The sequence below is a fragment of the Desulfopila sp. IMCC35006 genome (assembly GCF_005116645.1).
GTDB lineage: Bacteria > Desulfobacterota > Desulfobulbia > Desulfobulbales > Desulfocapsaceae > Desulforhopalus_A.
The window spans coordinates 1-13,871 of the sequence record NZ_SWCM01000012.1 but is presented as its reverse complement, the minus strand read 5'-3'; the positions used below and the strand labels follow the sequence as shown (position 1 = coordinate 13,871).

General features: G+C 49.4%; 13 protein-coding genes. 10 read left to right on the top strand and 3 right to left on the bottom strand.

Features of this window, described 5'->3' with window-relative positions; translation table 11 throughout:
- Nucleotides 1-46 precede the first annotated feature (46 nt).
- From FCL47_RS18060 to nifA, 3 genes are all read right to left on the bottom strand, one after another.
- Complete coding sequence (locus tag FCL47_RS18060) at nucleotides 47-2,593, bottom strand: phosphoenolpyruvate carboxylase (protein ID WP_136815019.1); 2,547 nt, start codon at nucleotides 2,591-2,593, stop codon at nucleotides 47-49.
- A gap of 486 nt (nucleotides 2,594-3,079) precedes the next feature.
- Entirely contained in the window at nucleotides 3,080-3,508 is a 429-nt protein-coding gene (locus FCL47_RS18055; RefSeq protein WP_136815018.1) for a peptidylprolyl isomerase, read from the bottom strand.
- A gap of 579 nt (nucleotides 3,509-4,087) precedes the next feature.
- Nucleotides 4,088-5,689, bottom strand: coding sequence for a nif-specific transcriptional activator NifA (nifA, locus tag FCL47_RS18050; protein WP_205747365.1), 1,602 nt, complete (start codon nucleotides 5,687-5,689; stop codon nucleotides 4,088-4,090).
- Nucleotides 5,690-6,158: 469 nt separating this feature from the next.
- Here nifA and nifH point away from each other — a divergent pair, with 469 nt between their 5' ends.
- The 10 genes from nifH to FCL47_RS18000 all read left to right on the top strand — a co-directional run bounded on the left by nifH (nucleotide 6,159) and on the right by FCL47_RS18000 (nucleotide 13,761).
- On the top strand, nucleotides 6,159-6,989 hold the full coding sequence (gene nifH, locus FCL47_RS18045; protein ID WP_136815016.1) for a nitrogenase iron protein: 831 nt from the start codon (nucleotides 6,159-6,161) through the stop codon (nucleotides 6,987-6,989).
- A gap of 87 nt (nucleotides 6,990-7,076) precedes the next feature.
- A complete protein-coding gene (locus tag FCL47_RS18040) occupies nucleotides 7,077-7,430 on the top strand; it encodes a P-II family nitrogen regulator (protein WP_136815014.1) in 354 nt (117 codons plus the stop codon).
- Nucleotides 7,427-7,801 (top strand): P-II family nitrogen regulator, encoded by a 375-nt coding sequence (locus FCL47_RS18035; protein WP_136815012.1) that lies wholly within the window; start codon nucleotides 7,427-7,429, stop codon nucleotides 7,799-7,801. The genes FCL47_RS18040 and FCL47_RS18035 overlap by 4 nt, the downstream gene beginning before the upstream one ends.
- A 17-nt stretch (nucleotides 7,802-7,818) precedes the next feature.
- Nucleotides 7,819-9,456 (top strand): nitrogenase molybdenum-iron protein alpha chain, encoded by a 1,638-nt coding sequence (nifD, locus tag FCL47_RS18030; RefSeq protein WP_136815010.1) that lies wholly within the window; start codon nucleotides 7,819-7,821, stop codon nucleotides 9,454-9,456.
- 21 nt (nucleotides 9,457-9,477) lie between these two features.
- Nucleotides 9,478-10,851 carry a nitrogenase molybdenum-iron protein subunit beta gene (gene nifK / locus FCL47_RS18025; RefSeq protein WP_136815008.1) on the top strand — a complete coding sequence of 458 codons (1,374 nt, stop codon included), beginning with the start codon at nucleotides 9,478-9,480 and terminating at the stop codon, nucleotides 10,849-10,851.
- Between the two features lie 180 nt (nucleotides 10,852-11,031).
- Nucleotides 11,032-12,192 carry a NifB/NifX family molybdenum-iron cluster-binding protein gene (locus FCL47_RS18020; RefSeq protein WP_167496552.1) on the top strand — a complete coding sequence of 387 codons (1,161 nt, stop codon included), beginning with the start codon at nucleotides 11,032-11,034 and terminating at the stop codon, nucleotides 12,190-12,192.
- A 135-nt stretch (nucleotides 12,193-12,327) separates the two neighbouring features.
- Nucleotides 12,328-12,630, top strand: coding sequence for a ferredoxin (locus FCL47_RS18015; protein ID WP_136815004.1), 303 nt, complete (start codon nucleotides 12,328-12,330; stop codon nucleotides 12,628-12,630).
- Nucleotides 12,631-12,651: 21 nt separating this feature from the next.
- Complete coding sequence (locus FCL47_RS18010) at nucleotides 12,652-13,107, top strand: GNAT family N-acetyltransferase (RefSeq protein WP_136815002.1); 456 nt, start codon at nucleotides 12,652-12,654, stop codon at nucleotides 13,105-13,107.
- Entirely contained in the window at nucleotides 13,104-13,526 is a 423-nt protein-coding gene (locus tag FCL47_RS18005) for a HEPN domain-containing protein (protein WP_136815000.1), read from the top strand. Before FCL47_RS18010 ends, FCL47_RS18005 begins: the two co-directional genes overlap by 4 nt.
- A 16-nt stretch (nucleotides 13,527-13,542) precedes the next feature.
- On the top strand, nucleotides 13,543-13,761 hold the full coding sequence (locus tag FCL47_RS18000; RefSeq protein WP_136814999.1) for a hypothetical protein: 219 nt from the start codon (nucleotides 13,543-13,545) through the stop codon (nucleotides 13,759-13,761).
- The last annotated feature ends 110 nt before the right edge of the window (nucleotides 13,762-13,871 follow it).

Genomic DNA, 13,871 nt, shown 5'->3' with positions numbered 1-13,871 from the left:
TGGCCAGTAAAGCCCAAAACCGGCCTGAGCCTTATCGGCTCCTGTCTCATGCAGAATTCCTGCTTGCATTAATATTGCCGTACAAGGAACGGTGAATTATTTTTTCATAGGACTGGATGTGGGCTGATTTTTGTTCAATTTTCTGAAATGCATATTGCTGAATTGTCAGTAATGGCAGAACAATATTTTCCCTGAGTTTGATGGAAAGACTTGATATCGGTTCTTCTTCCATCAGGAATCGGTTCCTGGAAACAAGAAGGACCATCTGTTTTGCCAGTTTAAATTCTGCAAACAGGATATTCCAGAAGTCTTTGTATTCTTCATCCCTCTGGATATATGCGGTTAATTCAAAATAGCATTTTGACATGGACATCATGCTGTTCAGAATCAAGGCCTTGAAGAAGGGCACCTCCCGGTATAATTCCTGCAACATGTCGATACCGGTTTCATCAGCCAGTACCTTCAAGGCGGTTCCAATACCGAAATACCCGGGCACATTCTGCCTCAGCTGGCTCCATGAGCCGACAAATGAAATGGCTCGCAGGTCTTTCAGGGTAAGTTTCTCCGTATTCCCCCTTTTGGCTGGCCTGCTGCCGATATTTGCCATGCCATAATATTTTAAGGTACTTTTGTTCTCCAGATATGGCAGAAACTGTTTGTGATTTTTGAGTTCCACATATTTTTCATAGCTTACGCGTGCCAATCTTTCTAAGATCTGCCGTGATTTCTCGTAGATATCAACCTCTTCTCCGGATAATCCGTGGGACAGCCCGGCAGTCAGTAACTGTTCGCAATTATGGATGAAATGGGCGCGGGTACCGTACTGACTGGTAATCGTCTGGCCCTGAATGGTCAATTGAATGGCATGGTTGGCAATCCTTCGGCTTTGGGAGGCATAAAACCGGTGCGCCTTGCCGCCACCACGGGCAGGAGGCCCACCCCGGCCGTCAAAAAATACAGCCTTGATATCATTTTGCTCGCAAACGGCGGACAACACCTCTTTTGTTCTGAAGATCGACCAGTTGGCCTGCAGATACCCGCCATCCTTCGTTCCGTCAGAGAATCCCAGCATGATGGTTTGTACATCCCGGCGATATCGAACATGGGACCTGTATTCCGGAAGAGCAAACAGCGTCTGCATGATCGATTCTGCGTGCTTCATACCGTCCATGGATTCAAATAAGGGAACGATATCAACAGGTATTTTTTCGTCTTTCCAGCCGCACCACCTCAGCAGCGCAAAAACATACAGGACAGAGAAAATATCTTCGGAATTGCTGATAATATAGCGGTTGCATCCGACCTCGCCATTTTTGCCCTGTATGGATTTTATCTGCTCGATGGATATAATCGTATCCCTGACTATCTCGTCCTGGAAATGATCCGGCTGAACGTCAAATTTTTCATGCACAAGAATTGCAACCAAATCCTCTTTTGCCAGCTCCTCCAGGCTGTTATTGATTCGCTTTTCGTGTTTAAGAATTTGCGTAATTGTCTTTTCATGTTCAAGATGATTCTGCCGGATGTCAAGCGTTGCAAAATGTGTTTTGAAAATTTTTATTTTATCAATAAAGCTCTCCAGGTCTTCCATGTACAGGCCATTGAACTTCTCACGTAATAATTTTTTAATCTGATTCAGCAGGCTGAGTATCTCTCCGACCGATAGCGTTTTCAAAGGATCAAACATGGTGACATAGAGCTGTGCCTTCAACGTGGCAATATGATCTTCTACCTCTCTGAAGGTCAGTTTCTGTTCCAGGCGCTTGACTTCCTGATAATAGCATTTCATCAAGGTCATGCGAAGTTCGTCCGCCACCTGGGCAGTAATTTTTGACGTGACAAAGGGATTGCCGTCCCGGTCTCCGCCAGGCCAGAATCCAAGCTGGATAATCTCAGGATTGTCAAAATCATCGGCCGGGAAATTTTCTTTGATGTGGGCATATAAATCTCCGACGGCGTCATAATAGACAGAGCGTAGAAAATAAATAATGTTTTTTGCCTCCTCAAGCGGAGTCGGTTTGCTTGCATTCATGAGTGATGTCAAGCCCAGCTGTTGCAGGGTAAGATCAATTTCATTTATTTTATTTTCACGAACAAGAACCCGCAATTTGGCAATGATGTCCAGAATCGAACGCGGATAAAACTGGGTTGGATGTGCAGTAAAGACGATGCGAACACCGAACTCTGACATTTTCTTGATGAGAAAGGGGGTGATCTTTTTTATTTCTGCAATTTCGAGACAATTGGTGAAGGACATCTGCTGGCCATCTTTAAGCAATTGCGCAAATGCGGCGTCTTCAGCGCTGTCAAACAGGACCACCTGTCGTTCAACAAACTGGATTACCCGAAACATGAAATCGATTTTTTCTTCTTCCGTTTCCAGATTTGTGTGCAACCCGAAGAAAGAATCCAATATTTCCAGTGGCTCTTTTCCCGATTCAAGCCCTTTCCTGCACTCATGATTCAGGAGGGGAATAAGTATGCCGACATTGGTGATTTTCTGAAACGGCAGGCTCAGAAACAGGCTGTTATAGATATTAAATTTATTCTGTACTGAATTTTTATACTCTGTTTCTCTCGGAGAGCTATTCATGGGGGGGCTCCCGTATTTTTTGGGTGAAGGGATCAGGTCCGCTTTTGGCTTCTGAACGAGAAGATGATAGTCGTTAGTCATCAGGCAATACGCTGAAATATTCCTCCGATAACTCTGCCGGCGCCCTCAGTTCATTGCATGGTACCAAGCCCCAGGAAATCCTCTGGGTAACGGTCTGGACAGAAAGGTATGGTAACTGAATTGCAGCTAAAGGCCAAGAGCTGAATGGCCCCCTTGTTCTGCGGGGCATGTCTCTTCTTAGCCAGCCAGCAGCCAGGGGCAGGGACTGGATCTGATTTGATTGTAATAACGTAGAGGGGCCGGCAATCTTACGTGCCCATCATTTACTGCGATGGAACAATTATTGAGCCATACATTGATCACAGAAAGCAGACGCAACGCTGACCTTTGGGGGGATTGCCTGCTGTAAAGGAAAAGGGGTTGAACCACAGGTCTACCCCTTTTATAATTCTGCGGATTTTCAGGTCAGCTGATGGACAGCAGCTCAATTTCGAAAGTCAGCGTCTCACCGGCCAGCGGTGGATTGCCGTCAAGTACAACAGAATCTTCCTTCAATTGACTGACGACAACAAGCATTGGTTCATCATCGTCATCGGCCAGTTCAAGTTCATCCCCAACTTCAAAGTCCATATCGTCCGGCATTTCCGCCAGGGGGATTTCGATAAACATAGCTTCATCCGGATATCCATAGGCCTTCTCCGGTTCGATTATCACGGTCTTCTTTTCACCGACAGACATGCCCAGGATGCCCTCCTCGAAACCATCGATAATTTCACCCTCGCCTATCGTGAAGACCAGAGGCTCTTCTCCGACTGATGAATCAAAAATGCTGCCGTCAGCAAGTGTACCTGTATAGTGGACGGAGACCTGGTCCCCGTGTTTTGGCTTGGTCATACCTTAACTCCTTTAATTTGAAAATACGTTGTGCTCACTGTTTGAGAAAACATCGGTTATTGTCTGTCAGTGCGTAAGGACTTGCGATAGCGCGATTAGAGTGCTATGCCAGATTATCCTCAAGGGAGTCCGGAGCAATACATTTCATCTACAGATACCTGCTGATCACTTTCACCAAAAAACAATCAGTCACCTATATACACCGGACATCCACTTGTCCAATGGGCATCGCAGGAAAAATTCAGAAAAGAGAAGATAAAAAAACGCCACGGCATAAAAACTGCCATGCCGCAGAAGCCCCCTAACCACGGAGAGGCGAAGCAGACTGAACCGGAGAATATAACTATTGCCAGCACCCCCAGCGGGATTTCGCGGAAAAGTGCGCGGCTTGTTTCACCGCCATACTGGTAATGAAGAACCCAGAACGCTTCTTTAAACGATTGCCAGAGGCTGAGCTGGTGCTCCTCTGCCGATTTCTGCAGAGCGTCATAACCATTTTTGTCGGTGACATTTGCAGCGAATCAAGATAGCCGTCAGGAATGGTTTCGGGAAATGTTGAGAGTTTGCAGCGGAAACACATCAGCGGAAAGATTCGTAACGATTGAGGCCATATTTCTTAATTCGATAGCCGATCTGCCGTTCAGTCAGCCCCAACTCCCGCGCTGCCCGCACCTGTACCCAGCCATTGCGCCGGAGGGCCGCTTCAATCTCGATCCGCTCCATATCCTGGAGCGACTTGCGGGTAAATGGCGGCCGGCTCTTTTCCTCTTTACCGCTCGCTTCCGCGACTTTTTCCGGCTGCAATTTTTCCATCCGAAACAGGCTCGGCGGCAAATCGCTCAGACCAAGCCGATCCCCTTCGGCCAGAATAACCATACGCTCAACCAGGTTCTGCATCTCCCGGACATTGCCCGGCCAGGGATAGCCGATGAGAAAATCGAGCAGCTCCGAGGAAATTTTGATCGTCCGACCGTTGCGCTCGTTGCTCTGGCTCAGAAAATGGCTGAACAACAAGGGAATATCTTCTTTGCGATCCCTTAAAGGCGGCAGGACAATTGGAACAACGTTCAGCCGGTAATAGAGATCAGCGCGAAATTCCCCATTGGCGACCGCCTGCTCCAGACTGACATTGGTGGCCGCGACAATTCGCACATCGACGGTAAAGGTCTTCGAGCCACCTATTCTCTCAAACTGTTTTTCCTGCAATACCCGAAGCATCTTGGCTTGCAAAGCCAGCGGCATTTCACCTATCTCATCGAGAAAAATTGTCCCCTGATCGGCAAGTTCAAACCGTCCGGGTCTTGAAGCATGCGCACCGGTAAAAGCACCTCGTTCATGGCCGAACAGCTCACTTTCCAGCAGGGTCTCCGGCAGGGCGGCACAGTTCACCTTGATAAAAGGATTATCCTTGCGGCGGCCGCCGTCATGAATTGCCTTGGCAACCAGCTCTTTCCCCGTTCCCGACTCTCCAAGCAGAAGGGCGGTCACCGTACTGCTGGAGATTTTATCGATCATGCTGAACACCTCCTGCATTGGCTTGGAATGACCGATAATAAAGTGTCCCCGGTGAACATGGTGCAGCTTGGCCTTGAGTGAAGCATTCTCCTGGATCAGCTTGGCCTCTTTTTTTTCTATCTCCCGGTGCAGGGTGACAAACTGGGCAATGAGAGTCGCCAGGACGGTGAGAAACCGAATATCTTCCTCAAAAGACACATCATCGGCGAACAACCGGTCGACAGTCAATACCCCCTCGGGGTTGCCCTTGACCATGACTGGAACGCCGAGAAAGGAGATCTTGCTTTTCCGGACCTTCGTTCGTGCCCCGGTGCGGTTGAGAAAAAGAGGTTCGCTGTTGATATCCGGCACGACAAAGGGGGAGCGGGTTTGAAATATCTGTCCGCACACGCCTTCGTCCGGCCGGTATACGCCGCGCATTTTCTCCTCCTCCGATAAGCCGCAGGATGCTTTAATCATCAGTTTCTGATTCACTTTGTCATAAAACAGCAGCGTCGATCGCTCCATTTTCATGGTATCGTTGAGAACACCAAGAATACGTGACAAGGTACTCTCCAGATCAACCGCCGTGCCAATCAACTCGGTAATCCGGTACAGAGCCAGCAGTTCTATGCCTTGAATTTGCGTCTGTTCAATTGGTAAATCTTGCTTGTCTGTTCCCATCATTCATCCTTTCATCATTTAGCTTTTGCTCCCCCAATGGAGATCACAGGGTATCAAGGCATCTGTAGCAAACTACATTCCATAACCATATCATATCGATATTATTCACTATATATTCAAACAACCGCCACCACCACGCTGCTTTGTGGAAGTCGACCCTTCTTGAGCACAACACATTTGTTGATACAGAACCCCCTATATTACATTTTTGTAAATTAATACACTTTACAAAACCAAGAACTCAAAATTCGACAATTTGTTACTTTTTTGTCTCTTTCCTACCAAAAAGAGATTCTCTGCCAATGGCATAAACGCCTGACAGGAGAGCAAAAAACGACCAATAACATTTTGTTTTTGTTCGCTTAAATTTCATTTTCAGAAAATGGCACAGCCTTTGCTCAAAGAGTTACAACTACGACGGCTGGTAAGCATTCAACAACGAACACATTCCACAAAACATAAGGAGATTGTGATGAGAAAAGTGGCAATTTACGGCAAAGGCGGAATCGGGAAATCAACTACAACGCAAAACACTGTGGCAGGACTTGCCGAGATGGGACGAAAAGTAATGGTCGTGGGCTGCGATCCGAAGGCCGACTCCACCCGTCTTTTACTTGGCGGACTGGCACAGAAATCGGTACTCGACACGTTACGGGAAGAAGGCGAAGACGTAGAACTCGACGATATCAGAAAACCAGCCTACGGCGGAACCTGGGCAGTTGAGTCCGGTGGTCCGGAGCCAGGTGTCGGCTGCGCCGGCCGAGGTATTATTACGTCGATCAACATGCTTGAATCACTTGGTGCCTATGAGGAAAGCGAAGGACTTGACTATGCCTTCTATGACGTCCTCGGTGATGTTGTCTGTGGCGGGTTCGCGATGCCGATCAGAGATGGCAAAGCTGAAGAAATCTATATCGTTGTCTCAGGTGAAATGATGGCTATGTACGCCGCCAACAATATCTGCAAAGGCATCATGAAATATGCCCAGTCCGGCAGCGTTCGACTCGGCGGCCTCATCTGCAACTCCAGAAATGTCGACAACGAAAAAGAGATGATCCAGGAGCTTGCGAAAAAAATAGGAACCCAGATGGTCTATTTTGTCCCTCGCGACAACGACGTACAGCGTGCAGAAATCAACCGGAAAACTGTAATTGAATGGAATCCGGAGGCCCCACAGGCAAACGAATATCGCGGCCTGGCCAAGGCAATTGACGAAAATAAAATGTTTGTTATCCCCAAACCGCTTGAAATCGAAGAACTGGAGCAGTTGTTGCTCGACTTTGGCCTGTTAGAATCAGTTTAAGAAATACGATAAGACAAACCCCGCTTAAAGGCGAAACGATTTCCAGTCCCTCTTTGAAGGGTGCAAGTCACTAAGGAGACATAAAAAATGATGATCATGATCAGAGCCATTGTTCGACCGGAAAAAGCAGATGACGTACTCGCTGCCCTGATGGATGCAGGATTTCCGGCAGTAACCAAATACTCAGTCAGCGGCCGGGGAAAACAGCGCGGCATAAAAATTGGCGATGTAACCTATGACGAAATTCCGAAAACCATGCTGATGAGCGTGGTAAAGGCCGAAGACAAAGATTTCGTAATTAATACCATCATGGATGCTGCACGGTCCGGAATAAAAGGAGCCTTCGGGGACGGTAAAATTTTCGTCGCCGACGTTCAGGATGTATACACCATCAGTTCCGGAGTGAAAGAAGACGCCGACGCGGCGGAGGTGACGGCATGAAAGAGGTCATCGCCGTTGTCCGTATGAACATGATGAATAAAACCAAGGCAGCGCTCACCGCCGCAGGAATAAACGCATTTTTTGCCCATGAAGCACAGGGACGCGGCGTTGGCTTTGTCAACCGGAAACTCATCAAAGGCGTCGAACAAGGTTACGAAGAAGCGGCAGCGCTGCTCGGAGAAAAAGGCAATCTGTACCCCAAGAGGATGGTCACTATAGTTGTCGACGACAGTCAGGTAGATGATGTGATCGAGGCTATAATCACCACCAATCAGACCGGCAAACCAGGCGACGGTAAAATATTCGTCATGCCGGTGGCGGAAAGCGTTCGGGTACGAACGGGCGAAAAAGGCAAGAAATCAATAGGATAGGTCCAAGGAGATACATCATGGGAAAAGCACAAAAACTGGTGCAGTGGACACCCCACAACATCAAGGAAAAGCTTCTGGAAAAATATCCTCCAAAAGTTGCCCGGAAACGCGCCAAGCAGATAATGATCAACGAGGCACTGGAGAACACGACTCCGGAAATAGTCGCCAACGTCAGAACCATCCCTGGCATTATCACCATGCGCGGTTGCACCTACGCGGGCTGCAAGGGTGTTATCATGGGACCGACAAGCGATATCGTCAACCTGGTGCATGGACCGATTGGCTGCAGCTTTTATGCATGGCTCACCAGGCGGAACCAGACAGATGGCATCAACGAAGGCAACGAGAACTACATCCCCTATTGCATGTCCACCGACATGCAGGATTCCGACATCATCTTCGGCGGGGAAAAAAAGCTGGAGAAGGCAATCCAGGAGGCCTACGATCTGTTCCACCCAAAGGCTATCGCTGTCTTTGCCACCTGCCCGGTAGGGTTGATTGGCGATGATATCCACGCTGTCTCCAAAAAGATGAAAGAGAAGTTCGGCGACTGCAATGTGTTCGCCTTCAGCTGTGAAGGGTACAAAGGAGTCTCACAGTCAGCCGGTCACCATATCGCCAACAACCAGGTTTTCACCCACGTGGTGGGTAAAAGCGAGACAGAGAAGACGGAAAAGTTCAAAATCAACCTTCTGGGAGAATACAATATCGGCGGCGACGGCTTTGAGATCGACCGGATATTCCATAAGTGCGGGATCACCAACATCTCGACCTTTTCAGGCAATTCGACCTACGATAAATTTGCTTCGGCGAACCAGGCTGACCTGAGTGCGGTCATGTGCCACCGCTCAATCAATTACGTAGCCGACATGCTGGAAACCAAATACGGCATTCCGTGGATCAAGGTCAATTTTATCGGCGCGGAGGCAACCGCGAAGTCGCTCAGGAAAATCGCCCAATATTTTGACGACCAGGAACTGATCGACAGGGTTGAAGCAGTTATTGCTGAAGAAATGCCAGCCGTTGAGGTGGCATTGCAGGCAGTCCTCCCCAGAACGAAAGGAAAAACCGCCATGATCTTTGTGGGCGGCTCCCGGGCGCATCACTACCAGGAGCTGTTCAATGAGATGGGCATGAAAACGATCTCTGCCGGCTACGAGTTCGGCCACCGGGACGACTACGAGGGACGACATGTTATTCCTTCCCTGAAAGTGGATGCCGACAGCAGAAACATCGAGGAAATTCATGTCGAGGCAGATCCGGTACTGTACAAACCGAGAAAAACTCCGGAAGAGATAGCAGCACTTGAGAAAGACGGGCTTGAATTCAAGGCATACGAAGGACTTAACCCCGACATGGCACCCAACACCATCATCGTCGACGACCTCAATCAATACGAGGCCGAAAAATTGGTAGAATTGATGAAACCGGATCTCTTCTGCGCTGGAATTAAAGAGAAATATTCCATCCAAAAGCTGGGTGTACCGATGAAACAGCTGCACAGCTACGATTCAGGCGGACCATACGCCGGCTTCAAGGGAGCGGTCAACTTCTACAGTGAAATCGACCGGCTGGTCAACAGCAGGATCTGGAGCTACATGAAGGCACCTTGGCAGGAGAAACCGGAACTTTCCGCAACGTACTGTTGGGAATAAATTTTTCAGGAAGGTAAGACAATGCTACTGAGACATACACCAAAAGAAATAACAGAGCGAAAAGCTCTGATGATAAACCCGGCCAAAACATGCCAACCAATCGGCGCCATGTATGCCGCCCTGGGAATTAAAGGGTGTCTGCCCCACAGTCATGGTTCCCAGGGTTGTTGTGCCTATCACAGGTCCACACTGACCAGGCACTATAAAGAACCGATTTCCGCGGCAACCAGTTCCTTTACCGAGGGAGCCTCGGTCTTTGGCGGGCAGGCCAACCTTTTGCAGGCAATAGATAATATTTTCACGGTCTACGAACCGGATGTTATCGCCGTTCATACCACTTGCCTGTCCGAGACAATCGGGGACGACCTGCCGCAGATTTTCGACAAAGCGAAAAAAGAGAAAAAAGTCCCGGAGGGCAAGACTGTTCTCGGTGCCAATACCCCCAGTTATGTCGGCTCCCATGTCACTGGCTTTTCCAATATGGTCAAGGCCATGGCTGCCCTGGCGGAACCGTCAACGAAGAAGAACGGCAAGATCAATATCATTCCGGGCTGGGTTGAGCCATGCGACATGGAGGAAATCAAGAGACTTGCCACCCTGGTGGGAGCCAAAACAAATCTCTTCCCCGATACCTCAGGGGTGCTCAATGGACCTCTCACCGGTGAGTACAAGATGTTTCCGGATGGCGGCGCATCCATCGACGATATAAAAAACAGCGGGAGCAGTATCGGTACCCTCGCCCTCGGCGAGTGGTGTTCGGCGGATGCAGCAAGACTGCTCGATACACAGTGCAAGGTGCCCTGCGCGATACTCGATATGCCTTTTGGTCTCCAGGCCACCGATCGTTTTATCGATGCCCTGAGAACCATTGCCGGCACCTCGGTACCCGACGAGATTGCCGCGGAGCGAGGAACCCTGGTGGATATGATTTCCGACATGCATCAGTACCTCTATGGCAAAAAGGTTGCCCTGGTTGGTGACCCGGATCAGGTCATAGCGATGACCGAGTTCCTGGTCGCAATCGACATGTGTCCTGTCCATATCATCACCGGAACCCCGGGCAAGAAGTTTGAGGCACGGATCAAGGAAATCACGGCAGACATGGGCCATAAAGTCAATGTAAAGGCCAAAGGCGATATGTTTCTTTTGCACCAGTGGATTAAAAATGAGCCGGTGGACCTGATTATCGGCAATACCTACTGCAAATACATCGCCCGCGATGAAGATTTACCATTTGTTCGCTGGGGCTTCCCCATCCTTGACCGCCAGGGACATCAGCACTTTCCGACGGTTGGCTACAAAGGTGGATTACGGCTGCTTGAAAAAATCCTCGGGGTCTTGCTGGATCGCAAAGACCGTGACGACCCTGAAGAGAAATTTGAGCTGGTTCTTTAGCGACTTAGAAATAAGTCTCCTGTGCTTTTTACAGGAGACTTATTTCGTGAAGGAGCTTATCCCCGTCAAGCGAGGACGAAACAGAGTCCCGCAACGCTGTTGGGCGGGATGAGTTCTTTTCGCAGCAGCGGCCAATCCTGGCCGGCTGCTGCCTTTTACCAATGCTTCCAGGTGGAAAAGATGAGCGTACTATCCATTGCAGACCCTAACGAGTGTTGCTGTTCAAATCCAACGAACACAAACGACGCAGTCGTTTATCTGCCGGTTGCGCCACAGATTGTCGCGCGAACCCGCTTCTCACCACCGACCGCTACCCACAGTCAGTGCCTCATGGTCCCTGAGGCACTGGACTGGCTAGACCACGTCATGAAGGAAAGGGGAGAAAGTGTGTCGACTGTGGCAATTTCAGGACCGGGCGACCCACTCGCAACGCCAGACATCACTCTTCATGTTGTCACCGAAGTCCGTAAACGTTATCCACATATCCGGATTGGCCTGACCACCCTTGGAATAGGGAGCGATCGGCTGGCAAGCGATTTGGCCAAGGCTGGAGTCAATTATGTGGCCATGGAAGTAAACGGGGTTCGCAGTGAAATAGTGGAAAAGCTCTATGCCTGGATACGGCCTGCCCAGAAAACCCTCAAAATTTCTGAAGCAGCCAGGCTCCTCATCAAGGAGCAGCGGAACGGTGTACCCGCCTTAAAATTTCACAATTTGACGGTCGGCGTGCATACGACCCTCTTCCCTGGCTACAACACCGACCACGTTGCCAAAATCAGCAGCGAGATGATGGAGCTGGGCGCCGACACTATTTCTCTTGTTCCTTATGTTCCTGAGGCAAATGCGGAAGTCGATCTGGACATTCCATCTCCTGAGATTATTGCCAACGCGGTTCAAAAAGCGGGACAATTCCTCAATGTCACTGAACCGATCCTCAGTCAAGCGATGACCAGTGGCTGCGGCTCACCTGCAGCAACAATCGCCGAGCTTTCTCAACCCACCAAAAAACGACCCAATGTGGCGGTGGCCAGCTCGAACGGCATTGAAGTTGATCTTCATCTGGGTCAGGCAAGAAAGTTCATTATTTACGGCCCCAGAGACGACGGTCTCGCCTGCCTGCTTGAAGTGCGCAATGCACCAGAACCTGGCAAGGGCAGCGCCAGATGGACCGAACTTGCCAATGTGCTCCCCGACTGCTTTATGGTGCTTGCGGCAAGTGCTGGCGAGACACCGCGTCGAATACTTGGTGAAGCGGGCATTAAAGTCCTTATCACCGAAGAAAACATCGAAGGCACTGTCGATGTGCTCTACGGTGGTGGCAAAAAAAAGAAGAAAAAATAGCAGACCATAGCCGAAGCTGGCGCCCATGCACCGTTTGGAAGCCAGAGGCAAGCAGTTACCATACCTTGCATCAGATTATGTCCCGGTTACCGGGGTCAGTATTTTATTTTATTACCAACAATAAAGGAGTGCAACATGGCTTTACCGGAGAGGCAGGTTCTTCTGTGCCAAAGTTTTCGATCAAAAGGCGACCCCAAGGGGATTTGCCATAAACAGACGGATGGTTTTCTGCAGTACCTCGAAGAGGAAATACTCGATCGCGGCCTGGATATGCAGGTTGTCGCCACCGGTTGCCTCAAACAGTGCGAATCCGGGCCGATCATGGTTATCCAACCGGACAACCTGTGGTTTAAAGGCATCGACAGTGAGGAAGCGATCGATGCGGTGCTGGACGGACTCGAAGATGGGGTGCCGCCTGGAGATTATCTGATCAAATAGGACAAGAGTCGACAATTTTCAATGATCCAACCAGCTCAACACCAGGATATCAGCGAAATGTTGCTGCTCTTGCGCCAACTTTTCGGCATCGAAGAGGATTTTGCCTTTGATGCCGAAAAACAGCGGAAAGGCCTGGAACTCCTCCTTGGCTCGCCAGATGCAATCATCATGGTGGCGAAAGAGGACAAAACAGTCATGGCTATGGGTACGGCCCAGCTGGTCATCTCCACCGCCGAAGGAGGACCCTCCCTGTTGATTGAGGATGTGGTGGTCAGGCCGGATCGGCAAAACCTTGGCATCGGAGCCCGGCTGTTGCAGACACTCGGAGAGTGGGGGGCAACAAAAGGAGCCCGACGCATGCAGCTTCTCGCTGACCGCAGCAATGCGCCGGCCCGCGGATTTTATCAGCACGCGGGCTGGCAGCAGACCCAACTCATCTGCCTGCGTAAATTTCACCGTGAAAGGAACAATACATGAATATTATCCAGATAGACAACTGGCGCGACTACCGCCGGGACGGTGAGCAGTTTCTCCATACCGCCACTGCGGCACACGAGAAAAAGAAGAGAGGATTTTCAACCGACACCCTTTACAACGTGACATGCATGGCCATCGAGAAACTGATCATGGCCTTTTTAATGAAAAACGGCGACCTGGCGGAAAACCACACCATGGCCGATCTTCTCAGGGCCCTGCAGCTCCATCTCGGCGACATCCCGGAGCTGGCCGAAAAACTCATGTACATGGACACCTTTCAGGAGATCTGCTCACTCGACAACTTCACCATCCATATCCCCAGCGAAGAGGATGTCGTTAAAATGCTGGCGATTGGTGAAGATGTCCGGGCAGCCCTCCAACCCTATCTCTATGATGAGCCAACAACTTTAAGACAATAACCAAGGAGACAACACGATGGACAAACAAACATTGGAAAAGATTTTTGAATATGCCTCCATGCCCGTTCATGGAACCCTCTCGAGGAAAATCAGAAAAGAGGTCAAACTCCAGGTAAACGAAGGGAAAGAGTATGAAAATGCCGTTCTTTTTCTTGGCGATAATTTTATTCGCATAACGGAGCAAAAGGAGAAAGAAGCGATCAACACCTATTATGGCTCAGTAATATCCGGTTAGAAAATTGCATGCAAATTTTTGATAAATATTAACATCTTGGGTCGTTTTTTCTTGACAAAGAGATAAAAATTTTCGGTCGCCCCCTTAAAAGAAAAATCTTTTAAGGGGGC